Source organism: Bacillus cereus group sp. N14 (assembly GCF_016483555.1).
In the GTDB taxonomy this organism is placed as follows: domain Bacteria; phylum Bacillota; class Bacilli; order Bacillales; family Bacillaceae_G; genus Bacillus_A; species Bacillus_A wiedmannii.
In genome coordinates this window covers 37,499-61,967 of the sequence record NZ_JAEHBQ010000022.1, presented here as the reverse complement: position 1 = coordinate 61,967, position 24,469 = coordinate 37,499, and the positions used below count along the sequence as shown (strand labels likewise).

The window sequence follows — 24,469 nt, the reverse complement described above, 5'->3', positions numbered from 1 at the left end:
ATGAGGAATTTAGATTTTGAATATACTTTTACCCCTATTGGCATTAAAGATACCGAAGATTTCGAAAATAAACATGGTATATTGTTACCTGATGATTATAAACAATTTTTGCTGTCTGAAAATGGAGGGAAAACTGAGCAACGAAGATTTAAAACTAATGATACAACTAAGAAAGGCGTAATAACATCGTCTGTTTCAATGTTTTTTCCTCTATCAATAGAAAATGAAATAAATCTAGAAGAGAAATTAAGAAGTTATAATTTGATGCAAGTGGTACCAAGTAATTTTCTTCCAATTGGAATTGACCCAGCGGGGAGTTTGATTTGTTTATCAATTGATGGGGAAGATAGAGGTAGTGTATATCATTGTGATATGGATTACTTTGAAGAAGATAACGAGTTAAGAGAGGAATACATCCGACTAATTTCTAAAAGTTTCTCTGAATTTGTGGATAATTTATATATTCCTGAAAATTAATGATAGGATTTTATTGATTGGAATTAGTTAATAGTTGGTTAATCTCTTTAATTTAAACGGGGCTTTCTTTAGGGTCTAACGACCCAGAGAAAGCCTCTTCTTTTTCCCCGAATTATTTAAAAGTACAACATAGGGGACGGGTGAAGTTCCTATGGTTCTATCATCATGGAGTGCAATGAAAGAACAGAAAACAAAGTACGAGCTTAGGTGAGATGAGGTTTTATTAGGCTACGAATATATACACTTAAAATGAACCTGAAACTAATGAACTCGTACAAGCTCGTAAGTTTTAACGTAGTAGTTATCACGACATATAAAAGTCGTTATACTGTTACTATAAAACTTACAAATTTATGCTATTTAAAAAAGATGAACTTAAAGCACTTGATTGTCTATTTGTAGCAACAAGTGCTTTTTTAATTGAAAGGTATACTATAAATTTATAGAAATTATTTTTATGATTTAAAGTCAACAGAAATTACCAATATTATATAATTAAAAATATATTAGCAAAAGGTGCGGACTCCGTATCCCCAATCTTTAAAGGTGTAGAAATACTGCCAGATGGAAGTGTCGCTAGAACTGGAACGAACTATGGCGGGAAATTCCAAGAAGCCGATATTGCTTTGATGATAGATGGTGAAGAAGATGGTGAATTTAGTGAAAAACAGTATGCTTCGTATAATTCTTTAATACAAAATTGGGGGCATCTTCAACAAAGTATTTTGCAACCAATTTTAGATTATTACAAGCAAAAACGACATGAGCTTGGGTATGATGTTTCATATAATGAAAATTATCCTTTAATTGAAACGATTGATCAGCTTCTTGAAAGGATCAGGATAGTGGGGATTTATGTCCTATCTGCTAGACGCTTTGAAGGTAGATATATTGGACTGACATTTGACTGCACATGGGACATGGAAAATATGGGTGGTTTTGGTAATTTAACAGAAAAACAACAGTTAGAAGTATTAAATAACCCAGAAAACTTTACAGGGTTAAGTAAATCTGCAAACACTTCAAAGCAATCTAAATCGTATGAAGAATGGACACATTATAAAAAGGGAACACCAGATGAGATAGAAGGTAGTCCTGACTTTAGGAGCAAGATGATTACAAGAGAAAAATAAATTGAAAGAATATTTCAAAAACAAATTGATGATTTTAACAAAGAATAATATAAAATAATATTAAAAAGGATGGGAAAAAAATGAGTTCTAAGTTAGATATATTAAGAGAGTATAATGAAGATATTCAATTGATTAATGCAAATGAGTTTAAGAATATAAACTCATCTTTAATTCCTGATTTATGGGTGGAAGTATTTAGTGAACATGATAGAGAAAAGAGAATCAAGAAAATTTTAAGTATATGGAAAAAATATGTAGATAATAATTTATCTAATACTATTGCTTACTTATCAGAATACCTTGAGGATATTGAACTGATGGTAAGTGAGGACACCTATTCAATCTTGTATACAATAAAAAATCAAGGTGGAGAAGATTTATATTATGAAGGAAGAAATCCTAAAGATAGTTTTAATAATGAGGAATTAGAATCTTCATGGAGAGAAATTCCTGAATCTATTAGGGACTTTTACGAAAATGTTCATAATGGATTTTATGATTACACAAGTGAATCAATGGGATTGATGCCATTAGAAGCTATAACTTACTTTGGGGATGATGACTTAGAGTGGGGGATTATAGATGAATTGGAAGAACCTATAAGGATTAATTTAAAAACATCTTTTGGATTCTTTAGTAATGGTATGGGGAGCTACATAGCTATAGATTATGAAAATTGTAAGAATAACAATGCTACTTTTTGGTCAGCTAAGAGCCAGCCTAAATATAATGTTCACTTTTGGAATTTTGTAGATGAATGGATTGTTATCGGTTTTGAATAAAAGGTTTTTAAAATTTTGATACAAAGTCTATAAACTTAAAGAGATTTTTAGGTTTAGAAACCAAAAAGGAAGGCCAGGAATTATTCGTGGCCTTCCTTTTTGGTTACTTGCATTTTTACATTTTCAATTTTACTTTCAAGATACTCGAAGTTTTGCATTACTTTGTTCTCTAAGCTAGCATAACTAAATTGAACTTTTTAAAGGGTAGTAGCAATACCTTCTAATTGTTCTGTATTCTTTTCTAAGTTTATGAACAATTCTATTTCTCGTCTATCTGAACGTTTGCGTTCTTCTACTATTAGTTTGTAATGAATACCTCTTTCTTCTTTTATGTTTTTGGTTAAGGAACTAACCTGCTCTTTATGACTATCACTAACGCTTCGAACATACCCCATAACTTTAACAGACATGAAAATAACAAAGATCATAATAACGCAAAGTAGAGCCATGAAAGGGTTTATCACCATGAGTAAATTGATCGATTCATCTTGATAAGGTTCACTTCAGAGTGCTTTTTTGTGTTTTAACGTGAAAATTTTATAGAATGAAATAAAACGTTTAATAGGAGATAATCCAGAATCTTTACATTCAATGACACCATTTGGTACATGGCTACATGTTGCAGCAAAGAAAGGACATTTTGGAATAGTGGAATATTTAATCCATAAAGGAATCGATATTTCAATTAGATATACAGGAGAGAATATTAAGAATATGGATGCATATGAATATGCTAGAGAATTTGGGCAAACAGAAATTGTTGAATATTTAAAGCAGAAGATGGATGGAAAAAATAAACTGTTAAAAAAGTAAATACTCTATGATGGTTGTACCATCATAGAGTATTACGTGCAATGATAGAATGGAGCAATATTTAAAAGGTTTTAAATTACATAATAAAGTTCCGAGTGAATTCATTGAAAAATATAGTCCCTAAAAAATAATAGATGTACGGCATGGATTTAATAAATCATTTAAGGTACCATGGAATGAGGCAATTATACCGACTATATATGAAGATGAATATATTTGTAGTACTTTTACAAATTTAATAAATTCGTTGTATTTTAGTGAAAATGAATGAGTTGGAGGTTGATGAATTATGAATCTTAGTTTTGAATATACTTTTAAACAAATTAAAATAGAAGATATAGAGAGTTTTGAAAAAAATAATGGATTAAAATTACCAGATGATTATAAGAGTTTTTTATTAAAGGATAATGGTGGTAAATCTAATAGAAGGAGATTTAGTACGAAAGATGATGTGGTTACGTCATCAATTATGATGTTCTTTCCACTATCAGAGGAAACAGAAAATAATCTGCAAAATTCTTTAAATTATTATATCAAGTGGAATAAATTACCCTCTAAATTTATTCCGATAGGGAAAGACCCGGCTGATAACATTATATGCATATCAATCCATGGTAGCGATATAGGTAGTGTTTATCACTGCCATACATACCATATAGATAATGAAGGAGAATTAGAACCAAAATTTATTAGAAAAATAGCTTCTAGTTTCACAGAATTTGTTAATGAACTTTCTGAAAAATAGAATTGCATTATTAGCGAGTAAATATGTAAAATATCCAAATCAACTAGTTTTAGTTGGACTATTGAAAAAAGAATAGTGACGGATTAATGTTACTTATAAAACATATGAAATTAAAGCACTTGATTGTTATTTTGGACAACAAGTGCTTTTTTCATAGATGTATTTAAACTTAATGAATAATGCGTTATATATTAATAAAAGAAAATGAATTGTTAATATTATATAATTGAAATTAAACAAGCAAAAGGTGTAGACTCCGTATCCCCACTCGTTAAAGGTGTAGAAATACTGCCAGATGGAAGTGTCGCTAGAATTGGAACGAACAACTATAGCGGGAAATTCCAAGAAGCCCATGATGTCTCAAAGGCGAGTATTCAGATTAGGATCTCGAATTTGGAGAGTGGTGGGGTTAAGGGTACGGGAGAGGTTAAAGGTTTTAAGTTTAGTAGCGAAACCTATTCCCCTATAGAATATCAAGGAAGAAGGATTTACCAAAGGAATGATATTGATTGGAAGATGGTTGATCCTAATACAGGTCCTTCAAATTTAGAGAGGGCACAAATGGGATGGGCACCTTTAGGGAAGGATGGTAGGGCCATTAATTTGCATCATATATTACAGCAAGAACCAGGACCAATGGTAGAGATTCTTCAAACCGTACATCGGAAAAATTATCGAATTCTTCATGGACTTTTAGAAAAAAATAAGTTTAGAAGGATTAAGCCTCTTGATAAAATAAGTTTAAAGGCTAATAAATTTATAGATGAAATTGTGGAAATTAGAAAAGAAAGAAAGAGAATAAAAAGACGAAGTTTCAGGAGCGATCCAGAGTTAGATAAACAATATAATGATTTTCGGGAACAGTAGTGGAAATGGCGGTCAGATGAATATGTTAAGAAGTTTGAAATATAAGGGAGGATGGTACCTTTGAGTAAAGAAACAGTTATTGAGTTAATAAAGAACGCACCAAAAAAATTTTTTGTTGGAGCTTTAGATGATAACAAAATTAATAATATTGAGAAGAAACTTGATGTGAAGTTATCAGATAGTTACAAATGGTTTTTGAAGGAATATGGAACTGGAGGAGTTTTTGGGGTTGAAATTTTCGGAGGTGGACTTCTCGATGCTCCAACTTGTGTAAGAGAAACTGAAGAATGGAGAGAATACGGTTTACCAATGGAGTTCGTTGTAATCCAGAACTATGGAGCAGGTGTGTATTGTCTTGATACTTCACGATTAGTCGATAATGAGTGTCCAGTTATTGACTGGGAGCAAGACGAAGAAGATGGAATAAATGAATATAAAAATTTCTATACATTTTTGGTAGAGAAGTTTTCAAAATAATTCATTAAACCTTGATTGGGTATTGGTCACTCAATCAAGGTTTTTTATTTAATTTCATTCCATTTTCTTAATATCAGAATGTTAAAAAAGTAAACTTGATGTGTTTTAAAGACTCAGCCTGCATGCAAGTAGTGAAAAATATATATCTATCTTATGATTCAAGCGGTTATAGTGTTCTGTTGATGGTAGTGAGGAAGAATCTGATAACAATAAAGATTTTAAGGGTACGGGTAACGCTGTTCATAGATCTGAAATTGACGAAGTAATTAAAAATAATTACGATAAAGACGGAAACTTGATTAATAGATCAATTGTTCCTAAGGGATATGATAGTGTTGAAGAGTTTAAAGAAGTTGTAGAACTAACAGAAACATATTTGAATACTAAAACGAAAAATAATATATTAAATAAGCCTTTAGCAGGAGGAACACATGTGAAAAAAGGAGTAGATTTTGATATTTTAGGATTCCCAATATTTAAAGGGGATGATGTTAAGTTTTCTTTAAAGTTAGAGAAAGATTTCTATGTTATGAAAGATACAGATCAATTTAGGGAATGTACTAAATTGGTAAAAGAAGCAATTGAGAAAGGCGAAATCTCAAAAGAATTATTCACTAAAAAGCAGTTAGCTCAAATAAATGATGGTTTGCCTAGAATAGATGGATTAATATGGCATCATCATCAAATACCCGGGAAAATGCAATTAGTAATAAAAGAAGTTCATAGTGTCAATCATTTAGGTGGAAATAGATTATGGGGAGGCGGAATTAGATGAAGAATTTAGAATGGAAGTATGCGGATAATTCGGTTACGGAAGAATTTGTGGAGAAAATAGGTCAATCACTGGGAGTTGAGTTTCCAAAAGATTATATCGAGTGTGCAAAGGTAAATCATGGGGCTAATGTAATACCATATTGTTTTGATGTTGAAGGAATAGAAAGAGTTTTTGGTACATTACTTTCTTTTGCTGAGGAGAGTAGTGATTATATTGTGAGAGATGATAATAACTACCGTGCTACCTTACCTAGAGATGTAATTCCTTTTGGAATTGATCCAGCAGGAAATTTAATTTGCTTTGATTATAAAAATCATGAAGAAAATCCAATTGTTGTTTTTTGGGAACATGAAGATGCATGGGAAAAGGAAGCGCTGATGGAAAGTGAAGGGATTACGGCAGAAGAAGCAGAGAAAATCGCAAGAGAAAATCTATTTTTTGTTGCTAATACGTTCACAGAGTTCTTAAGTAAATTACATGATTAATAGAGCGTTAAAATTAAAGGGCTATCTTATAAGTGGCGGGTTTCACCTGCTTATGAGATACCCCTTTTTATTTTAGAATAGAATGGTTATTTAACAGAGAGGTTCAACAAACTACTACCTAAACTATTGTAAATTTGCAATAGTTTAGGTATGGAGAAATCCAGAGTTTATAGGGGGATGAGATTGGGGGAAAACGGAAAAAAGTATAGATGATAAGATTAAGGGTGTAGATGCTTCATTTGCTAGTAAAAGAGTAGATAATACTGGTAATAAGGTCGCTGGATTTGATTCAAGTAGGAAATTTTTTGATGATGTATTAGAATCTAAGTATCAAGATTATGTAAAGAGAAATACTAAATCTGGTAAAAATGTTCGTAACCGATTAGATTGGAAAGAAACTTTTGATAAGTGGGCGAAACTACGGAATCAAGGAAGAGATTTTGAAATAGAAGCAATAAACGAATTTAACAAAGTGGCTATTGATGTTCAAGAACAGATAACAATTGTAACTAAGAACGGAACAAAAATAGAGTAGATGCAATTGGATATGATAAAAAAACAGGAGCATTGTTGATAGAAGAATATAAATCTTCTGCTACAGCTCCACTAACTTCAAATCAAAGAGATGGATTTGTGGAATGACTTGAAAGTGGAGGAGTTATTGTAGGAGAAGGGAATGTTTATTCATGGAGTCGAGATTCCGCCTGGGAATGCTGTTAAAATCGTTAGCCCCAAAATAAGGGAGTGATATGATATGAAACTTAAAAGAAAAGATTTAGATAAGAGGATTAGTGCCTCGATAAAAAAAGACTTGAAAAAATATAAACTAAAATCAAGAGGTGGAATTTATTATAAGAAAATAGGACAATATTTTATATATATGCATATTGGTGCGACTGGTGTGGAAAATGATATTGTTAGAATTAGAGGGTATGTGAAGCCATATATAATAGATGATATTTTTTGGGAAGTTTTTAATATGAAATCTAATAGTAATGAACCTATTGGATTACGAGCAAACGGTGCATACAAAGTTGACGGATTTGAGGCTTTTTACAATGATGTAAAATATGGTGATGTAGAAAGTCTAGGAGATGATGCTAATGAATTAATAGATAAATGCTATGAATATTTGGAGCAGACTGTAGAGTCTTTTGAAGGTTTTGGTGATTTCCTTTCATTCTCGAAATCTTCGGATAAAAATCAACTTTATGATTATAACCTTGTTAATATGTTATTATTAATAAATACAGGAAAGTATAAAGAAGCTAAAAGTATTGCAAAAAATCTAATAGAAAAACACGAATATGGAAGATTTATGAATGAAGAGAAAAATATATATGAGTACGTTGTAGATTATTGCAATAGACATATATAGGATAAGAGAAAATATGGCAGTTATAGATTTGGATCAGTTAGATGCAATTGGAGTAGAAGGTAAAAATCTAAAGTTGTTAATAATAGACTATCTAGACTGGGAATATGAAGATATGCATCTAGACGTACTACAAGAAAAAATTAATAATTACTTAGTCTATATTGAAGATAAGCAGTATTTTAAAGATTATGGAGACAACTTTGAGAAAAAATAATTGATATAGATTTTCAACATAGTGTTTCGGAAAATGGAATGAAATTTCTGAACGTAGTTTCCAGTCAATTAAATGATACTGACATATTCATCAATATTCACTTACCAGGAGAATAGCTTTTTATGACTTGTTTACGTTCTAATTTATTTTTTTAGATTTTTGAAACTAGGAAAAGTTTTGTAGAATTGTACATTTAATAAACTATTTTACCTAGCTTTGAGTAAGCGAAGGGAAAGTAACAGACATGCTTGATGTATAATTACAAAAGTTAATGAAAAATGACGTTGAAGTAGTATTTGACTTTAATTGAGAGAATACTTGTAAGTAAGGAAGAGTAAGCGGTAATTGGTAACCCAGTTACCGCTTTTTGTTTTAACTAAGGGTACGGGTGAGACTAGTAAGGCTGTTGATGATGTAGTTAAAGATGGTATTCGCTTTTCAGATGAATTTAAATTGAAACCTAAGGTAAAATATGAAACGAATGGATATCTATATCAAACAGATGAACTCTGAAGAATTGAGAGAGCTTCTGGAGAATTAATGTTAGAGATGGGAGAACGTAATAGTAAGCATCAGCTAGCTGCTGGAAGAGAAGACCGAGTTAAAGCTCCTAGTACTCAAGGCGATCATGGTGGACATTTAATCGGTACGCAATTTAATGGATCTCCGCTTATTGATAATATAGTTGCAATGAATAGTAATGTGAATGTAAGTGCTTATAAAAAATTGGAATCTGCTTGGGCGAAAGCTTTAAGAAGAGAAAAAGAGGTTTTTGTGGATATAAGGCCAAGGTATAGCGGAACTTCAATACGACCGGATAGCTTTGCTATCAGTTATAAAATAAATGGTATTGAAAAAGTAAAGATTTTAAAAAATGTATATGGAGGTTAGAATATGAAAACTGAAAAAATGGAAGAATTATATGGAGTAATTGCAAATTATCTTAATAGTATAATCCCTGTTGGGTGGAAGGAAGTTTATTTATATGCAGAAATAGATGACTTTAGTAATGAGACCTTTTTCTATTTCTATCCTAACAATGGTTCTGAACCTATCTATAGTTTAGAGATTCCTAAAATATATAATTTAGAAAAAGATCAGTATATGGAAAATTTATTTAAACTTAATGACTATGTAGAAAAACTGCGCGAGGAATTTAAGGATAATAATCAACCGTTGTGGTCTAGTTTAACATTTGAACTAACTTCTTCGGGGAAATTTAACATTGATTATGATTATACAGACTTGGATAATTGTGATTATGATGATTACGAAAGACATGTGATATGGAAATATAAAAAATTGAATAAGTTACCTGATGAAAATAATGAATTTGATAAAGAGATTATTGAGAAATACAAAAAGGAAAGATAATATTTTTTATTAAAATATCCTACTAGATGAAAAAATGGAAGAGAATTATGAAATGTATTCATATAAAATGAAGAGTTTAATAAAAGTTCTTTTAGAAATTCAGACAAAAAAATGACTTTGATTTTGATGAGGCTCTTAAAAAAGCACTTACTTTGAGTAAGAAACAGGGATTTTATCAATATAAAGAAAACGAAAAGAAGATAACAATCTACTATCTATATTTAGTAGACGGTTATCTTTTTTTCTTTAAATAGTTTTTTGGGATTGGAAAATACAATTGTCGATGCACAGCAAATTGAAAATTGTGTAAAATAAGCCCATTCCAGTAAGAGTTAATTGGACGGATAATGGAAGGGAGTAAAGCCCCCCTAGAATATTCAACTGCTAGAGACGTGGCAAAAAGCTTTGCATAAACGTGTGTGGGTAAGGATGAAGCTTGTAAACTTGCGAAGGGGCATAGTGGTTCTGGAGGAAGTACGGGAGCTAGTGAAGTTAAGGGTACGGGTAAAGTTTCTAATAGTGGTGAAAGTTTAAGTAGAATAGAATACTTGCGTAATAAATATGGTCGGTTTACTCACCAGGAATTAAACAATAGGATTAATTTGCGTGATGCTGTAGCGAAAGAAGTTGAAAGATTAAATAATTTAGGCCTTTCTAACAGGGAGATGGGGCCTGCGGTTGCTGGAACTTTTGACAAAACAACAGGTAAGTATTACTTTGGAATCAATAATACTTTAGGTAAGATTCCAGAAGAATTACATCCATTAATAGAACAACGGATTACCAATATGCCAAAATATATTAAAGAGGGATATACATTTACGTATGGGGAGGGATCTCACGCAGAAGTTTATTCGTTAAATCAAGCGTTACTTGCAAATTCACAAGCAAGTGCTTCGAATTTTATCACTCATGTAGTACGTTCTGGTAAAAAATTGAAACCGGCTGGTATGATGATGCCAACCTGCCCACATTGTAATTTTATTACTGAAGGATTTGAATTTAGTTCAGAGGTGAAAAAGATTGGAAAATCAAATTGATATATTAAGTAAAGAATATGTTATAGAACATGGAACTGACTTTGACGAAGATTTATGGTTTACATCTTATAGTGATGAAGTTTTAGATAATCCGGAAGATGAGAACGGTAAACCTTTTACCGGTTTAGCTTACGAATTACATGATAATGGTAATTTGATATACTATACAAATTATGTAAAAGGTTTTATAGAGGGTGAGTTAATAGAATTTTATAAAAATGAAAATTTAAAATCAGTGAAAAATTTGATTCATGGACAAAGTAATGGTACCGAAAGAATCTGGTATGAAAGTGGAGAATTAAAATTTGAAGGAGAATATAAATTTGGGATAGCTCTCCATTATACAGAATGGGATGAAAAAGGTCGTATCATAAAACAAAAAATTTCCCCTACAGAAACAGATTTAAAATTGATTGAATCAGTTTCTAAAAGTGATACCTTATGAAGAATTTAGATTTAGATAATATGAAATTGATAAATGAATTTACCGACATTCAGAATGAATTGTTATCCGAAGTAAATCTTGAGAATAGATTTGACGTTAATGAAATCAAAAACGTTGCAGGGATAGATTTAGCTTACTGGGATGTAAATAATAAAACGTATGGTACATGTTGTATCGTAATGATTGATTATTATACAAAGGAAGTTGTTGAAAAGGTATATAGTTATGGTGAAATAAGCATTCCTTATATATCAGGCTTTCTTGCTTTTCGTGAGTTGCCTTTAATACTTGAAGCCGCGAAGAAATTATCTAATGAACCTGATTTATATATGTTTGATGGAAATGGGTATTTACATTATCGTCATATGGGAATTGCTACCCATGCTGCAATGTATTTAAACAAACCAACAATTGGCGTGGCAAAGAGCTATTTGAAAATAGAAAATGTCGACGCTACGATGCCTAAAGAGGAAGTAGGTTCTTACACTGACATTGTAATTCATGGTGATATATATGGTAGAGTTTTGAGGACTTCGTATTGTATAAAGCCAATCTTTGTTTCATGTGGGAACTGGATTGATTTAGATACAAGTACTGAAGTTGTAATGAACTGCATAAATAATGAAAGTCGATTACCTATTCCAGTTAGATTAGCAGATTTAGAAACACATAAAATGAGGAAGAAGTTAATGGAAGGATAAAATAGTGTATTCTATACGTATTAGGATACAACTATAATGACATGTGGAAGACAATAAACTAACGAACTCGTACAAGCTCCTATTTTAAAATACATTACATTTCAAAGCGTATAAGAGGTGTCATACTTTCACTATAAAGTTATAAAATTTACAAACTTAAAGAGATTTATACAGTTAGAAAACATATAAGTTTAAAGCACTTGATTGTCAACTAAAGGCAACGAGTGCTTTTTTAATAGATAGATATACTATAAATTTTTAGAAAATATTTTTTATGAATTCAGGCTAATGAAAATTACTATTATTATATAATTGAAAATACATTAGCAAAAGTTGTGGACTCCGTATCTCATTCGTTAAAGGTGTAGAAATACTGCCAGATGGAAGTGTCGTTAGAACTGGAACGAACTATAGCGGGAAATTCCAAGAAGCCCATGATGCCTCAAAGGCGAGTATTCAGAGTAGGATCTCGAATTTGGAGAGTGGTGGGGTTAAGGGTACGGGTAAGGTTACTAAGGATGTAGATAAAATTGATTATGGAGCTTGAGATCCTCCAAAAGATATGTATGATCCGCATGCGCATCATATTGTATTTAAAAAGGGAAATGGAAAAGTCCAAAAAGAATTAGTTAAAGAGGGGCAAGAGATATTAAAGGAATATGATATTGATCCGATTTTAGGACTTGAAAATTTTGTTTGGGCTCCGAATAGGGTTAAAGATCAGCATGGTATTGAAGCGCTTAGAAATGTTGTTGATAACCTAAAAAAAGTCAGGGATGCTGGTGGAGATAGAGATGATATATTAGAAATGCTTAATAAACTTGGAGATATTGCAAAAAGGAGGAAGTAATTAAGGTGGATAGTAAACAGGTTGCAAAAGAAATCCGATCAGCTATAAAAAATGGCAATGTTGAAGAGGTGGCTGAATTAATTGGTTCTAATATAGAACTTTTAAATATGATGACACCTTTTGGGACATGGCTTCACGTTGCTGCTTCTAGAGGGAAATTGGATATAGTAAAAAAACTAATAGAACTTGGTTCAAATATAAATACGTTAGGTGGCGTATATGGTGGTGGAGCATTAAACGAAGCTGCTTCTGAAGGGTATATTGATATAGTAAGATATTTATTATCATGTGGAGCTGATATGGATACGAGTGAACCCGAAAGGAATCCGTTGTTTGGTGCAATTAGTAATGAGCATGTTAATATTGCAAAACTGTTAATTGAGAGTGGGATAGATACAAAAGTTAAATATAGTGGTGAATTCATGAAAGATATAGATGCATTAACTTTTGCAATGGAACAGGGTCAATTAGAAATTGTAAAGTTATTAGAGAACCAAAAAGAATTGACTACTACTATAGCCGAAGTAAATGATAATAATCAAGATTATCATGATGAAATCTTAGAGCATGTAACTAAATACTTTGGAACTATCCAAAATACTATAATTGAGATTGTTCCTGGTAGTAATGTTTCAGTCAATATTCATATAATTCCTCCGTCAATGAATAAAGATTTTGTAACTCTGGTAACTACAGGTATGAGTGATGTACCTATGGGTTATTCAAATGAAGAAAGCGAGTTTAAATATGCAGAATTATTATTGAAATTGCCTTCAAGTTGGTTAGTTGGGAAAGAGAATATGGAGGACAAAAATTATTATTGGCCTCTTGAATGGTTAAGGAAAGTAGCTCATATTCCACATATTTATGATGGATGGCTTGCTGAAGGAGTTATTCTTCCGAATGGAGAACCCCCACAACCATTTGCATCGAATACAAATTTATCATGTATAATGGTATGTCGTCCCAAAGAATCCGGACTCGATAAAGTTCAAGTTGAACAAGGAGATATAAATATTTATACACTTGTTCCTATTTATGAAGAAGAAAGAAATCTGGCATTAGAAAAGGGTTATGAGTACCTGCTTAAAACAATGAATGAGAAAGGTATCTCCGATGTTTTAGATATAAACAGGGTAAATGTTGGTTTATAGTAAGAATTATAGATATTATTTAACGTAATAATGCTACGTTAGACAGGCCGATTATAGTCAGATAACACTATGATTGGTCTGTTTTTTTGTTCATTTAACTTAGTGCTTGCTTGTTTTACAAGAGAAGAAGAGTACTTTTTTGATTTTAGAACGAAAAGTGAAAAGAGAATTATAATTTTATAAGTGCACTAAGGGTACGGGAGATTCCAGATTAGAATATTTGAGAGGGAAATCTGGCGAATTAACTTCTGAACAGCTCCATGCTAATATTAATGAAAGGGCTGGTATTACATTTCCGCAAAGGTCCACTAGGAGTCAACTTAAAAATGGAGGTTATATTGTTGAAGATGTTGACTTGTATAAAAAAATGAGTCCAAATAAGAATCGTGCTTTGGGGTTTCGGAATACAAAAAATGATGGATTGGTACAAGCGCATCAAACAATACAAGATGAATGGGCTAAGATATGGGCTAAAACAAGCGGTAATAATTATAGCAGTCGACAAGCACCATCAATATTACTCAAATCTACCTTTGGTGAACCACATGCTATAATATCCGCTCTTCAAAGAGCTAGAAGAAGGAATGAAGGTTTTAGTACGGATATAATATACGAATTTAATATTAGCTATAAAGAAATGATTGAAGCGGGTGTAGATTTAAAAGTAGCAAAAAAAGTAATGTGAGAAGCATATAGATATTTTGATGGATTAGGAGGATTTAAATGATAAATGTTCAAAAATTGTCGACTTATGAATTATATTCTCCAGTTGATGAAAATGAAATTAAAAAAATTGAAGAGGAAATGGGATTAATACTCCCTAATGCTTATAAACAATTACTAAAGCATACAAATGGTTTCGTGTCCGATAATGGAGTCGTTATATTTGGAGTGGATATAATAGATGAAAGGAATAAAACATATGAAGTCCATGAATATGCAAAGGGTTATGTTGCTGTAGGAAGTAATGGTGGAGGCAAAATACTGTTAATGACTGCAAATGAAAACACAACAGAGTTAGTACAAGTTGATTCGGGGATTATGGATCCGAATTATGCTACCACAGTAAGTGAGAATTTTATACAGTGGATAAATGACGGAGCGATAGATATTGACTGTGTGGACGAAAAACAGGAAGTGTTTAAGGAAAAACTGTGTAATCTTATATTGGTAAGTCCACCGGTAGGAGGGGCTATGGATTTAAAGAAAATACAAGAGGTATTTATCATCAAAAAGGGATTGTTTGACTTATTAAAAGGATCAAAGCAATTACCATTCGTGTTAATGAAAGACATACCTGTTGAGTTGGCTTTAAAAAACATAGAACTGTTAGGCGAATTAGGGGATATATTGAAAATATCTAGTACTGATTAACTGATTTTAGGGCTTAAAATAGAGTGGATTTGAATTAAGAACCGTTTAATACAATTATTAATTCAAAATAATATTGTTGAAAAATTGCTATTGGTTCCGTGTGTCTTATATAATCAATAAATTAAACTCTTAGAAAATATTATTTGAATTTAGAGCACTTGATTGTCGACTAAAGGCAACGAGTGCTTTTTTATTAGATAGACATGCTATAAATTTTTAGAAATTATTTTTTATGAATTCAGGCTAACAAAAATTACTAGTATTATATAATTGAAAATATATTAGCAAAAGTTGCGGACTCCGTATCCCCATTCGTTAAAGGTGTAGAAATACTGCCAGATGGAAGTGTCGCTAGAACTGGAACGAACTATAGCGGGAAATCCCAAGAAGCCCATGATGCCTCAAATGCGATTATTCAGAGTAGGATCTCGAATTTGGAGAGTGGTGGGGTTAAGGGTACGGGTAATATTGGTAAGGGAGCCAGTGGGGCTAATGAATTCGATGATATCTTAATTGATTCATACAAAAATCTGAGGAAAAATAAAGAAATTTCAGGTCAAGCACATCATTTGAATCAAGATGCTGCTTTTAGAGACTATATTCCAACAAATGACGGACTTTCTGTAAAATTGGAAGGAAATATATTTAAAGATATAGATAGCCCCCATTACAATGCTCATAAAAGTTTAGAAGATTTTTGGAATATTTACAGGAAAAATGGAGATCTAGCAGGGCTTAAGCCTAATTTAACAGACTATAACAATGCATTGAGAGATTCTTTAATTAATGCAGGGTTATCAGAAGCACAAGTAAACAAAGCAGTTTCAGAAGCAATCAAGCAACAAATAAATGCTGGTCTTTTGGCTGATGATTTCGTACCTAGAATACCGGGGAGAATTAATTTACCAAAACCAAAACCAAAACCTTGATGGAGGAAGTAAAGTGAGATTAGAAAATGAAGTCGTGAAGTCTTTATGTAGAATTGATTTTTTATCACACACTAGAAAATTAGAAATTGATTTTGAGATAGTACCAACTTTAAAATTGGCTAGTAAAAGTATTAATCAATTAAAGTGGGAGAACCTTTGTTTAGATAAAATAGGAGATGTTACTTCACATTTATCAAAGAATTATAAAGAAATGTATAATAAAAATTGGAATAATTTAGCGATGGATATAAAGAAGGAAATTATTCCTATTGTTGATGAAAAATTGTCTGTTCTGATTAGTGAAGGACAACTTTTAGAAAACATGAAAAGTCAAATTTTATTTGATATAATGAATATCGCACTATATAAAAGTTATTCTTTAGTATGCGAGTCTGAATTTTATAATTGTTTATACGAAATATATATAAATGGTTATATTCCATGTGGGTGGACTGGAGAATATCCTAAAGGAAATATAAAAGTTATATGATAAGGAGTGAAGTTTTTTGGAAGAAAATAAAGATTTCCTTAATGAATGTATGAATATTATAAATACTACCATATATAAGGTTTTTAAAATAGGCATCAATGATGAACAAGAAAAGCAAATCTTAGGTGCATACCTTTTTGGAATGTTTAATGGATTAGGACACGAAAAAAATATTAAACCTGTTGACATACAAGGTGCTATGATTCAGATTTTAAACGAAAAACTAAATTATTCTTTAGAGTCTGCTGTTCAATTTAGCCAGTTTCTTATTAATTCCACAGATAAAAATTTCCATCCTACTATGTTTGCTATTATCCATAGAGGATTGGAAGGGTATTCCATGTATAAAGATGGTAGAAATGAAGAATTATCACGAGATTTTCATGATATTATTGAAGTTGTTAAAACAGCAACTTAAATTAAAATTAAGATAGTATGTGCTATTTCACTAGATTCTATGAGCGAAGGAGAAAGATTTTTAAAGAATAAAGTGAAATGGCTAAAGCAAATGATGGACATGTTAAACTAGAAAGCGGTCGAGATAATTCAAAGCCAATTATTATATTGAAAGTTTCTTGAGAACTTATTCGGAAACATGGTACGATGCACATGAAAATAAACATGAAATTTATAGTGGTTACTGGAGTTTTGAAAGTGGAGCAATCGCAAAAATTTAAAAATTAGATGACTCAACTTTGAAAGATACTTCATACTCCCCCCTATGATATGGTGCATTACCAAGAAAAATAAATGTAAGAATCCACAGTGATAAACTTTTACACTGTGGGTTTTTTAAATTGGTGTTTAAGTACCTACTAAGGGTACAGGTAATACTGTAAAAGATGTAGATTTAAAAGAACTTTTACCAAATGAAGGGGACATAGGAACGTATAAAGATCTAATTAAAGCAGGATCACCTGGTGATGACATTACACCTCATCACATGCCTTCAAAAGAATTCTTAGTAAGAAAACTGGAATGGGATTCTAAAAAAGCTAAAAATGACGGTATGGCAATGAATGTAGAACAACCGAAAACAGGTGGAAGACATAGAAGGACTGAGACATACGGTCGAAATATGACTAATGAGGAGAAAGCATACTATTATTCTTTAGAGCCGCGTGATGCTCTTGCTTTTGATTTGTTGAATTTGAGAAAAATATACATAGAATATAACGTATATAAAGAGATACTCCCAAATTTGAGAGAGTATGCTAGACAAGCAAGAGAGGATTATTATAAAAAAGAATTAAGGAAAGAATGATGATTTACTTTACTAGTCTATAATAGTAGGAACATTTTAGTTTTCAATTTTATTTGTCTTATGTATTTCAATAATATTTAATTTTATGTAACTACTCAGCCACTCTATAAAAAATCGACTGAAAAGCATTTTTTTAAATGGTCGAGAGGGACTGGCCATACATAGAAGCGGTTAGGGCCTATTTCTGCCACGCGTAAAGTTTTAAAACATAGAAAGAAAGCGAAGTGTATGTCCATTTTTATCTTCATGGCAGAAATCTATATGATGAAAAATGAGTACCTTTTACCAAACTTGTAAATGAAATATATGGCTGAGCAGTTACAATTTTATTAATTTTTTTAAAAGGAGAAGTTTATATGGACAGCAAATCTGAGATCAAGAGATTATATAGTTGTAGATTTTTAAAAAATCAATCGGAATGTGAAGAGTTTGACAGTGTATTAGAAAGCTTAGCAGATTGTGATGATGAGAAGCTTATTAAAGAGTTGTGTATAGTATTTGAGGATGAAACACAAGAGGAAGAAGTTATGTTTGGTCTAGTTCATTTTATTGAAGATTTTGAAATGGAAAAATATCTAACAGAGATGCCTAAAGCTTTACCCAAAATGGTTGAGAGTGCAAAAGAGTGGGCAATGCTACTAAACATAAGAATTTTAAATAATGATTTATATAGAAGTGAGTATGCTAAAATTCTTGTAGGAATGAATCATGATATAAAACTAACAGTAATCAATTTGCTTAATGAAATTATTTCTGACGATCCTAAAAGATTCGAGGGCGTTGCTAATGAAATTCTTAGCGAGCTAAAAGAAGTTGATAGAAAATAACTAATGGTGAGGAAGGGTTACTATGGAAAGCTCAAAAATAATTTTATGTATACCAGGGTTATGGAAAAACAGAAGTGAAATTGTTGAATTAGTGGCAAGACAAAGTGAAGGATATATTTTTGCAGGAAATAGTATTGGTAAGCTTGGTGAACCAATAGGATTTTTTGAAGCCGAGATTTATGGGTATGATGAACATTTGGCGGAAGCTTTCGAGATTGCAGGGAATCGTAAATTTACAGAAGAGCAACTTGATTGTATTAAAAACCATTTTTTAACTGTATATTTAGTTGGAGAAGGCGGATCTATTGATAAAGTAGTAAAGATACTTGAAGTTGGGAATGTACTTTTAAAGGCTGGTGGACTTGGGGTTAAAGTTGAATCATCAGGTACTGCAAATACAATTGAAGAGTGGGCTAATATATATAATACAAATGATACAGTGGATTTATTTCAGGCATTTGTAACAGTAGTAGAAGAAACAGATTTTTACTACACATGTGGAATGCATTGTTTTGGATTACCAGATGTTATTGCTTTTAAAAATCAAATGACAACACAATATGCTCAAGATTTGATGCGGATTTTTTGCTTATACAATCTTATTGAGCAGCCTAAATTAGAAAATGGTTCTACGTTTAGTATAGATGAGAACAGTCCGAGTTTTATTTTAAGGTATGCTGAGTGTAGGCATTTTCCAGAAGATAATATATTTTATAATAAATATGGTATATGGGCATTAGTTAAAAAAAATACTTAAGTTTATTATGAATTGTACTCTATAAAATGGCCAGTTTAATAAAAAAATTTGAGAATATGAACTAAAAATGACTTTGGGATGTTAATCCAAAGTCATTTTTTATATTTATGCTATTGAGGAGTGCAAGCCAAAGGTTATTAGATTATAATTTCAATTTGAGGCGTATAAGAAAGAGAATCGGGAAAGTAACATGTCTTATGAGACCTATCAAAAGAGAAGATTAGACAGCCGTGCATTTAACTATGACTCAATCAAAGATCAACATGAACATAAGGAAGTTTGGCGTGATGAGGGGATACTGGGCATGACGCTATTGTTAGCTGGGTCTACAGTGTTCTTTCCACTAGCTGGTGCAGCATTATTTGTCTTTACAGCGAGTGTTGGTGTAATGGAAGTTTCCGGTGCAGTAATGGGAAAAGATTTTTGACACAACGGAAACTTGACACAAATGAACGTTGGTTACGCGATGTGTTGGGGGCGTAGATGTAGCACCTGTATCTAAAGGATTGCATGCATTTGGAAATGTCACAATTATGAAGGAAAATATAGATATGATTTAGTTTATTCAAATGATGAAGAACTATTACCGGATGATATTTTTGATTTATGGTTTGAGGAAGTGGAGAAAAGTAATTGCTAAAGTGAACCTTGATGGGCTGTATGCCTCTCAAGGTTTTTATAATTTTATACTGAAATTAAAAGCTTATAGTAAAAAGCGAAGCGTACGAGTGAAGTGAGGAACCTAGATAACGTTCCGCGAATTGATGAAATTGAAGTAAACTGTAATTATAAAACTAAATTCGATTCAGAAGAATTTGCAAGACAGTTAAAGGATCAAGAAAAAGGTATGAATGCATTAACTGTATATGAGTACCAGCAAAATCGGAAGCGATTTATTGATGAAGGTAGAGCAATAGAAGGAGATGCAGCACAACAAGCAGCTAGTTGGTTGAAAACACAGGTAGCACTTCATAATCCGGATCAAATAGCAGGGGGGAATCCGTTGCATATTGGTGGGCTGGGAGATAAAAGGATAAATTCTTCACTAGGTAGTCAATGGCGGTATAGAATTGATATTGTTGATGAACAAATCAAGGAATTGAAAACAGTTTAACCTTAGAACAACGGAAAAGTACGTATTTAAATGTTAAATTTACATAGTAAAGGAGGAATGTCAATTGAGTATTTATAGTGATTTTAAAAAAAATAGTAAAGTAGAAGAGTATACAATAAATAAGTATAAAGAATACCTTCCTAAAGAATTGATTGAAGCATGGAGAATTTATGGCTATGGGACTTTTATGGATGGCTATTTAAAAGTAATAAATCCGGATGATTTTAGTTCTTTAGTAAGCGACACATACTTAGGGAGTAAAGGAACAATTCCTATTTTTACTACATCCCTAGGTGATATTATAATTTTTGAGAAAGATGAAAATCAAGAGTCGTATATAGTGATGATTAACTATCGGAAAGGTAAAACAAAAGTTTTAGCCTCAAAATTCTCTTTGTTTATTAGATTTTTAGAGGAAGAAGCATTTAAACAAAGGGCATTAGGTTGGTTACCTTATCCAGAGGCAATAAAACAATATAATGAACCAGAGTATGAAGAATGTTTTGGTTATACACCTTTACTAGGGCTTGGTGGAGAAGAAAAAGTAGAGAATTTAAAAAAGGTGAAATTGAAGGAACATATTCTAATTATTACTGAGTTTATGGGCCCTGTCCAATAATAGAAAAAGCAGCATGTGTTTTGATCCTATGCGAATGGATATATAGGATTAGTTTTAATAACTTATACTTACTAATTCATTTGCACATATGTCAATGTCCGTATTGCTAAAATTAAATATACAATAACTCATAAGAAGGTTAATGAAAATAAAGTATATGTTGTGTGGAAAGAAAAAGAATAGGTTGTTAGAAAGTACGTACTTCATGATGGTTGGACCAAATGATAGTAAAGAAAAAGGAGTACGAGTTTTGGTGAGATGACATTTACTATTTGGATGATCTAAATACCGATAAAGTCACTCATAAGTGGGAAACTGATTCAGATTTACCTGGTGAAGATAAATGGGGAAATATAAAATAGTTACATGGCTTTATTTTTAGTATTAAGGAGGATATAAATGAAACCTAATTATTTTTCAATTTCAATGTACCCCACAGTATCTTTTAACGAGGAAGAGATACTGGGGCGTCTTCTGGATGTGTTTGAGTCAAATGAGAAATTTGCTCCTACTCATTGGGGCAACTGTGAAACAATACGGGTAGAATATAACCGTCAGGAAATTATTGAAAAAGTGATTTCGGAGCGTAGGGTATCTGAAGTTCACTTGTATCGTGATAAATCTGTAAACTATAGAGGGAGCTTTCAAGTTAACTTGGGCCATGGCTCATTTTTGGAGTTTGAGTTTCAAAAGTCTGTACCAAAAAAAATGTGGCCGGATTTTTTTGAGTTATCCGACCAAATCGCAGAAATCGTGAAACCATCTTTTGGAGTGGCTCATATGTTTTGGCCAGTATCCTATCCGTGGAATACGGAACGTGAACGCTTACATAAGTGGATGAATATGTGTTCTCAACCTATACCAGTTAGGTTTCTTCCTAGCGGTCCTTTGGGGATAGGAACTAGAACATATTTTAGTAGTCATGTTTTGGATATGTTTGATAAGGAGTTAGTACTAAACAGTCCAGCCGTGGTATCAGAACTGAATTGGGGTGGGGTGTGCATAGATCTTTTACAAAATTCATTGGAAGTTGATATTGATACATTGCTTGATAGTTGGTTACATGTAATGAAATATTTGGAACCAGCTCAAGTAATGGCAATACCAAGTTTTGGTGATAATGGAAGAGGGGTATTCTTCTCACCTAATGTTGCTTGGAAGGACCATCTGAAAAGCTAAGTGAAAGGAGGTAGTAATAATGAATGAGAAGAAAAATGATAGAATAAGAGTCATGGAAATATTAAATCGATCTCAATACAATGATGAGGTAATAGATCAGTTAGATATAAGTGATTTAGACCTTACTTTTTCAGATCTGTCAGAAGTAATGGCAAGGCGCATTATGGCAAAACGAGTTATGTTGAGAGCTTCTTCATTAATGAGAGCGGCGTTTTATGATTGCGATTTTGAATTGGCTGACTTTAGAAGTTGTAATTTAGAGGAAATCAACATTGCAGATTGTAGGTTTGGCGAAGCGGATTTTTCTAAAGCGAATATGAAATATGCAAAGATAAATATAAGTAGTTGTTTTGAAACATGTTTTGATGAAGTTGATTTTTCATATGGAGAATTAGTTGGAACTATATTAAATGATGTAAATGTAAATTAATTGAAAATTGCAAGGGGTTATTGGAGGTGTAATGTGAAAGCTAATAAAGCATTTGAATGTGTATGTAATCTAATATCTGAAAAGTATTTAGATAATGGTTGGAAGTATTCTAAGTCTGGTCATTGGATGAGTAAAAAAGATAAAAATTTCATTTATAAGGTACTCTTTTATACAAGTTGGAATAATATATCTGATAAAAATGTAGTATTTTATGGTGAATGCGCAATTCTTCCTTTAAAATCTAAAGATAAAATATTTCATATTAATACACGTCAGTGCAATGTACCAAGCGGTCAGTTATATTGGAACATTGCAAATGAGGAAGAGTGGGAGCGGACAGTTAACGAATTCACTAATTGGTTAAATAGTGTATTTATGCCAATTGTAGAAAGGTGCAAGAATGATTTGAACAACTTTGTAAAAGAGGTTGTTGAAAGGGGTTTTTATCCTCAAAAGGGTTATATGGTAGATATAAATTTTATATTAACACACGGGTCGCGCGAATTAGCAGAGGAAGCTATCAAAAGATACTATAATAGTTTGGAAGATTCGATAAAAAAAGAATTTAAAGACAACTATGAAAATATGGTGTGTGGTAATGAAGCAGTTAGTACATATGGTAATAACATGATGAGAAATTACACCAATTTTAGAACTATCATAGAAAATAAAATAATTATTACTTTATAGTATATAAAATAGTTTGACTTAGTAAGTGATAATTGGTACTCCAGTTATCGCTTTTTGTTTTAACTAAAGGGTACGGGTGAAACTCCTAAGATAGCTGAAATAAAAGAGAAAGATCTTAGGAAGCACATTATTAAAGGGAAAATGGAAGGAAAGAACTTGCGCCAAACGTCGCTATATTATTGAGGACGGTTATAAATATACAACAGATGAAATTGGTAGAATAGTAGATGTCGAGGCGGAAGGATTAATACTTCAAAAAGGAAAACGAAACACAGGAATGCAAGTGGCTGCAGGAAGAGAAGATAGATTGCCTGATGATGATTATGATGATGGTGGGCACTTGATAGGAACGCAATTCCATGGATCCGGTCATATTGATAATTTAGTCGCTCAAAATAAACAAATTAATCGTTCGGGTGTAGAATGGGCTAATGCATTAGGTGGAAAGCCTCCTAAAAAAGTATCAGTAAAGATTGAACCAGTATACTTAGGTTCATCGCTAAGACCAAACTTATTTAAAATAAAATACCAAATTGAAGGTCAACGTAAGGTAATACGTGAAATACTTAATAAAACAGGAGGTTGATGTAAAAGTGTTCGAATTAGAATTAAATAAAATCTATCAAAATATAGCTCAAAAAATAAATGATACAATTCCCGTAGAATGGGATATCTTTTATTTTAATGCAGAGATTCATAACCAAGAGGGTGGGGTATTATTCTTTTTCAATACCCCAGATAGATTAGATGAATATATATATTCCCATGATATACCAGATGTATTTAATGTAAGTGAAAAAGAATATGATAAGAAATATGATGAATTATTTCATTTAAGTATAGAGTTACAGGAAATATTTATAAAAAATAATCAGGAACCTTGGTATTCTTTTGACATGATTGTGACATCTGAGGGTAAAGTAAAAATTCATTATGGGTATACTAAATGGTATCAATCTACTTTTGGACCGAGTGACCGAGTGAATTATTTTGAATATAAATATTTAGGGAAGAAACCTAGTAATGAAAATGAGCGAAGAAAATTCGAAGAGATGAAAGAATATGAAGAGCAAAATAAATCTTAAA

General features: G+C 31.8%; 30 protein-coding genes and 9 pseudogenes. 38 read left to right on the top strand and 1 reads right to left on the bottom strand.

Annotated features, from left to right (window positions below; genetic code table 11):
• The 4 genes and pseudogenes from JDS82_RS23975 to JDS82_RS23955 all read left to right on the top strand — a co-directional run bounded on the left by JDS82_RS23975 (position 1) and on the right by JDS82_RS23955 (position 2,392).
• The gene (locus JDS82_RS23975) at positions 1-477 is read left to right on the top strand and encodes an SMI1/KNR4 family protein (protein WP_088113450.1); all 477 of its coding nucleotides are present in this window, start codon (positions 1-3) and stop codon (positions 475-477) included.
• Positions 478-732: 255 nt separating this feature from the next.
• Positions 733-923: pseudogene (locus JDS82_RS30435) on the top strand (hypothetical protein).
• 57 nt (positions 924-980) lie between these two features.
• Positions 981-1,436: pseudogene (locus JDS82_RS23965) on the top strand (DUF6985 domain-containing protein); the annotation flags it as partial.
• 254 nt (positions 1,437-1,690) lie between these two features.
• The gene (locus JDS82_RS23955) at positions 1,691-2,392 is read left to right on the top strand and encodes a superoxide dismutase (protein WP_002110809.1); all 702 of its coding nucleotides are present in this window, start codon (positions 1,691-1,693) and stop codon (positions 2,390-2,392) included.
• Between the two features lie 197 nt (positions 2,393-2,589).
• On the opposite strand, the gene JDS82_RS23950 is transcribed toward JDS82_RS23955, so the two are convergent.
• Complete coding sequence (locus tag JDS82_RS23950; RefSeq protein ID WP_242474932.1) at positions 2,590-2,841, bottom strand: hypothetical protein; 252 nt, start codon at positions 2,839-2,841, stop codon at positions 2,590-2,592.
• Positions 2,842-2,935: 94 nt separating this feature from the next.
• On the opposite strand from JDS82_RS23950, the pseudogene JDS82_RS23945 reads away from it, so the two are divergent.
• The 34 genes and pseudogenes from JDS82_RS23945 to JDS82_RS23780 all read left to right on the top strand — a co-directional run.
• Positions 2,936-3,205: pseudogene (locus JDS82_RS23945) on the top strand (ankyrin repeat domain-containing protein); the annotation flags it as partial.
• 289 nt (positions 3,206-3,494) lie between these two features.
• Positions 3,495-3,950 (top strand): SMI1/KNR4 family protein, encoded by a 456-nt coding sequence (locus JDS82_RS23940; protein ID WP_081257563.1) that lies wholly within the window; start codon positions 3,495-3,497, stop codon positions 3,948-3,950.
• A 222-nt stretch (positions 3,951-4,172) separates the two neighbouring features.
• A pseudogene (locus JDS82_RS30095) lies at positions 4,173-4,377 on the top strand (HNH endonuclease); the annotation flags it as partial.
• A gap of 89 nt (positions 4,378-4,466) precedes the next feature.
• A complete protein-coding gene (locus JDS82_RS29585; protein ID WP_206773517.1) occupies positions 4,467-4,817 on the top strand; it encodes an HNH/ENDO VII family nuclease in 351 nt (116 codons plus the stop codon).
• A gap of 60 nt (positions 4,818-4,877) precedes the next feature.
• A complete protein-coding gene (locus JDS82_RS23930) occupies positions 4,878-5,294 on the top strand; it encodes an SMI1/KNR4 family protein (RefSeq protein ID WP_199714071.1) in 417 nt (138 codons plus the stop codon).
• 253 nt (positions 5,295-5,547) lie between these two features.
• Complete coding sequence (locus JDS82_RS23925; RefSeq protein ID WP_064057218.1) at positions 5,548-6,069, top strand: HNH endonuclease; 522 nt, start codon at positions 5,548-5,550, stop codon at positions 6,067-6,069.
• On the top strand, positions 6,066-6,554 hold the full coding sequence (locus tag JDS82_RS23920; RefSeq protein ID WP_199714070.1) for an SMI1/KNR4 family protein: 489 nt from the start codon (positions 6,066-6,068) through the stop codon (positions 6,552-6,554). Before JDS82_RS23925 ends, JDS82_RS23920 begins: the two co-directional genes overlap by 4 nt.
• A gap of 754 nt (positions 6,555-7,308) precedes the next feature.
• Positions 7,309-7,932 carry a hypothetical protein gene (locus JDS82_RS23915; RefSeq protein ID WP_199714069.1) on the top strand — a complete coding sequence of 208 codons (624 nt, stop codon included), beginning with the start codon at positions 7,309-7,311 and terminating at the stop codon, positions 7,930-7,932.
• Positions 7,933-7,945: 13 nt separating this feature from the next.
• Positions 7,946-8,262: pseudogene (locus JDS82_RS30245) on the top strand (DUF6572 domain-containing protein).
• 400 nt (positions 8,263-8,662) lie between these two features.
• On the top strand, positions 8,663-9,037 hold the full coding sequence (locus JDS82_RS23905; RefSeq protein WP_346011127.1) for a DNA/RNA non-specific endonuclease: 375 nt from the start codon (positions 8,663-8,665) through the stop codon (positions 9,035-9,037).
• Positions 9,038-9,040: 3 nt separating this feature from the next.
• Positions 9,041-9,520, top strand: coding sequence for an immunity protein YezG family protein (locus JDS82_RS23900; protein WP_098347616.1), 480 nt, complete (start codon positions 9,041-9,043; stop codon positions 9,518-9,520).
• A gap of 419 nt (positions 9,521-9,939) precedes the next feature.
• Positions 9,940-10,560 carry a YwqJ-related putative deaminase gene (locus JDS82_RS30240; protein ID WP_346011125.1) on the top strand — a complete coding sequence of 207 codons (621 nt, stop codon included), beginning with the start codon at positions 9,940-9,942 and terminating at the stop codon, positions 10,558-10,560.
• The gene (locus JDS82_RS23890; protein ID WP_199714068.1) at positions 10,544-11,005 is read left to right on the top strand and encodes a toxin-antitoxin system YwqK family antitoxin; all 462 of its coding nucleotides are present in this window, start codon (positions 10,544-10,546) and stop codon (positions 11,003-11,005) included. The genes JDS82_RS30240 and JDS82_RS23890 overlap by 17 nt, the downstream gene beginning before the upstream one ends.
• Positions 11,002-11,706, top strand: coding sequence for an endonuclease V (locus JDS82_RS23885; protein ID WP_088113446.1), 705 nt, complete (start codon positions 11,002-11,004; stop codon positions 11,704-11,706). Before JDS82_RS23890 ends, JDS82_RS23885 begins: the two co-directional genes overlap by 4 nt.
• Positions 11,707-12,041: 335 nt before the next feature.
• Positions 12,042-12,238 (top strand): annotated as a pseudogene (locus tag JDS82_RS23880) (DNA/RNA non-specific endonuclease); the annotation flags it as partial.
• A gap of 30 nt (positions 12,239-12,268) precedes the next feature.
• A complete protein-coding gene (locus JDS82_RS23875) occupies positions 12,269-12,556 on the top strand; it encodes an AHH domain-containing protein (RefSeq protein WP_199714067.1) in 288 nt (95 codons plus the stop codon).
• Positions 12,557-12,561: 5 nt separating this feature from the next.
• The gene (locus JDS82_RS23870; protein WP_199714066.1) at positions 12,562-13,710 is read left to right on the top strand and encodes a suppressor of fused domain protein; all 1,149 of its coding nucleotides are present in this window, start codon (positions 12,562-12,564) and stop codon (positions 13,708-13,710) included.
• A 220-nt stretch (positions 13,711-13,930) separates the two neighbouring features.
• Positions 13,931-14,395: a hypothetical protein gene (locus JDS82_RS23865; protein WP_199714065.1), complete on the top strand. Its 465-nt coding sequence runs from the start codon at positions 13,931-13,933 to the stop codon at positions 14,393-14,395.
• A 38-nt stretch (positions 14,396-14,433) separates the two neighbouring features.
• The gene (locus JDS82_RS23860) at positions 14,434-15,084 is read left to right on the top strand and encodes an SMI1/KNR4 family protein (protein ID WP_064057211.1); all 651 of its coding nucleotides are present in this window, start codon (positions 14,434-14,436) and stop codon (positions 15,082-15,084) included.
• 266 nt (positions 15,085-15,350) lie between these two features.
• Positions 15,351-16,013 carry a type IV secretion protein Rhs gene (locus JDS82_RS29895; protein ID WP_346011126.1) on the top strand — a complete coding sequence of 221 codons (663 nt, stop codon included), beginning with the start codon at positions 15,351-15,353 and terminating at the stop codon, positions 16,011-16,013.
• A gap of 13 nt (positions 16,014-16,026) precedes the next feature.
• Positions 16,027-16,503, top strand: a complete 477-nt coding sequence (locus JDS82_RS23845; RefSeq protein WP_016134982.1) for a hypothetical protein — start codon at positions 16,027-16,029, stop codon at positions 16,501-16,503.
• 16 nt (positions 16,504-16,519) lie between these two features.
• Positions 16,520-16,921 carry an Imm48 family immunity protein gene (imm48, locus tag JDS82_RS23840; RefSeq protein ID WP_199714064.1) on the top strand — a complete coding sequence of 134 codons (402 nt, stop codon included), beginning with the start codon at positions 16,520-16,522 and terminating at the stop codon, positions 16,919-16,921.
• A 172-nt stretch (positions 16,922-17,093) separates the two neighbouring features.
• Positions 17,094-17,253: pseudogene (locus JDS82_RS23835) on the top strand (PoNe immunity protein domain-containing protein); the annotation flags it as partial.
• 193 nt (positions 17,254-17,446) lie between these two features.
• Complete coding sequence (locus JDS82_RS23830) at positions 17,447-17,767, top strand: hypothetical protein (RefSeq protein ID WP_242474928.1); 321 nt, start codon at positions 17,447-17,449, stop codon at positions 17,765-17,767.
• 356 nt (positions 17,768-18,123) lie between these two features.
• A complete protein-coding gene (locus JDS82_RS23825) occupies positions 18,124-18,594 on the top strand; it encodes an Imm30 family immunity protein (RefSeq protein WP_048566018.1) in 471 nt (156 codons plus the stop codon).
• 22 nt (positions 18,595-18,616) lie between these two features.
• Positions 18,617-19,351 carry a DUF4261 domain-containing protein gene (locus JDS82_RS23820; protein ID WP_199714063.1) on the top strand — a complete coding sequence of 245 codons (735 nt, stop codon included), beginning with the start codon at positions 18,617-18,619 and terminating at the stop codon, positions 19,349-19,351.
• A 190-nt stretch (positions 19,352-19,541) separates the two neighbouring features.
• Positions 19,542-19,778 carry a hypothetical protein gene (locus JDS82_RS23815; protein ID WP_199714062.1) on the top strand — a complete coding sequence of 79 codons (237 nt, stop codon included), beginning with the start codon at positions 19,542-19,544 and terminating at the stop codon, positions 19,776-19,778.
• Positions 19,779-20,084: 306 nt separating this feature from the next.
• Positions 20,085-20,465: a polymorphic toxin type 15 domain-containing protein gene (locus JDS82_RS23810; RefSeq protein ID WP_016087097.1), complete on the top strand. Its 381-nt coding sequence runs from the start codon at positions 20,085-20,087 to the stop codon at positions 20,463-20,465.
• Positions 20,466-20,529: 64 nt separating this feature from the next.
• Positions 20,530-21,084, top strand: coding sequence for a T6SS immunity protein Tdi1 domain-containing protein (locus tag JDS82_RS23805; RefSeq protein ID WP_016087098.1), 555 nt, complete (start codon positions 20,530-20,532; stop codon positions 21,082-21,084).
• Between the two features lie 399 nt (positions 21,085-21,483).
• Entirely contained in the window at positions 21,484-22,263 is a 780-nt protein-coding gene (locus tag JDS82_RS23800; RefSeq protein WP_199714061.1) for a hypothetical protein, read from the top strand.
• A gap of 19 nt (positions 22,264-22,282) precedes the next feature.
• Positions 22,283-22,675 (top strand): annotated as a pseudogene (locus JDS82_RS23795) (pentapeptide repeat-containing protein); the annotation flags it as partial.
• A gap of 51 nt (positions 22,676-22,726) precedes the next feature.
• A complete protein-coding gene (locus JDS82_RS23790) occupies positions 22,727-23,383 on the top strand; it encodes a hypothetical protein (protein WP_199714059.1) in 657 nt (218 codons plus the stop codon).
• A gap of 63 nt (positions 23,384-23,446) precedes the next feature.
• A pseudogene (locus tag JDS82_RS23785) lies at positions 23,447-23,969 on the top strand (DNA/RNA non-specific endonuclease); the annotation flags it as partial.
• A gap of 7 nt (positions 23,970-23,976) precedes the next feature.
• Entirely contained in the window at positions 23,977-24,468 is a 492-nt protein-coding gene (locus tag JDS82_RS23780) for an immunity protein YezG family protein (RefSeq protein WP_016087103.1), read from the top strand.
• The last annotated feature ends 1 nt before the right edge of the window (position 24,469 follow it).

Excerpts from the sequence above, each read along its gene's own strand:
- JDS82_RS23900 (WP_098347616.1), top strand. The coding sequence starts at position 9,041 with ATGAAAACTGAAAAAATGGAAGAATTATATGGAGTAATTGCAAATTAT.
- JDS82_RS23830 (WP_242474928.1), top strand. The coding sequence starts at position 17,447 with ATGCCTTCAAAAGAATTCTTAGTAAGAAAACTGGAATGGGATTCTAAA.
- JDS82_RS23875 (WP_199714067.1), top strand. The coding sequence starts at position 12,269 with ATGTATGATCCGCATGCGCATCATATTGTATTTAAAAAGGGAAATGGA.
- JDS82_RS23950 (WP_242474932.1), bottom strand. The coding sequence starts at position 2,841 with ATGGCTCTACTTTGCGTTATTATGATCTTTGTTATTTTCATGTCTGTT.
- JDS82_RS23920 (WP_199714070.1), top strand. The coding sequence starts at position 6,066 with ATGAAGAATTTAGAATGGAAGTATGCGGATAATTCGGTTACGGAAGAA.
- JDS82_RS23975 (WP_088113450.1), top strand. The coding sequence starts at position 1 with ATGAGGAATTTAGATTTTGAATATACTTTTACCCCTATTGGCATTAAA.
- JDS82_RS29585 (WP_206773517.1), top strand. The coding sequence starts at position 4,467 with ATGGTTGATCCTAATACAGGTCCTTCAAATTTAGAGAGGGCACAAATG.
- JDS82_RS23915 (WP_199714069.1), top strand. The coding sequence starts at position 7,309 with ATGAAACTTAAAAGAAAAGATTTAGATAAGAGGATTAGTGCCTCGATA.
- JDS82_RS23860 (WP_064057211.1), top strand. The coding sequence starts at position 14,434 with ATGATAAATGTTCAAAAATTGTCGACTTATGAATTATATTCTCCAGTT.
- JDS82_RS23820 (WP_199714063.1), top strand. The coding sequence starts at position 18,617 with ATGGAAAGCTCAAAAATAATTTTATGTATACCAGGGTTATGGAAAAAC.
- JDS82_RS23825 (WP_048566018.1), top strand. The coding sequence starts at position 18,124 with ATGGACAGCAAATCTGAGATCAAGAGATTATATAGTTGTAGATTTTTA.
- JDS82_RS23940 (WP_081257563.1), top strand. The coding sequence starts at position 3,495 with ATGAATCTTAGTTTTGAATATACTTTTAAACAAATTAAAATAGAAGAT.
- JDS82_RS23885 (WP_088113446.1), top strand. The coding sequence starts at position 11,002 with ATGAAGAATTTAGATTTAGATAATATGAAATTGATAAATGAATTTACC.
- JDS82_RS23815 (WP_199714062.1), top strand. The coding sequence starts at position 19,542 with ATGTCTTATGAGACCTATCAAAAGAGAAGATTAGACAGCCGTGCATTT.
- JDS82_RS23800 (WP_199714061.1), top strand. The coding sequence starts at position 21,484 with ATGAAACCTAATTATTTTTCAATTTCAATGTACCCCACAGTATCTTTT.
- JDS82_RS23955 (WP_002110809.1), top strand. The coding sequence starts at position 1,691 with ATGAGTTCTAAGTTAGATATATTAAGAGAGTATAATGAAGATATTCAA.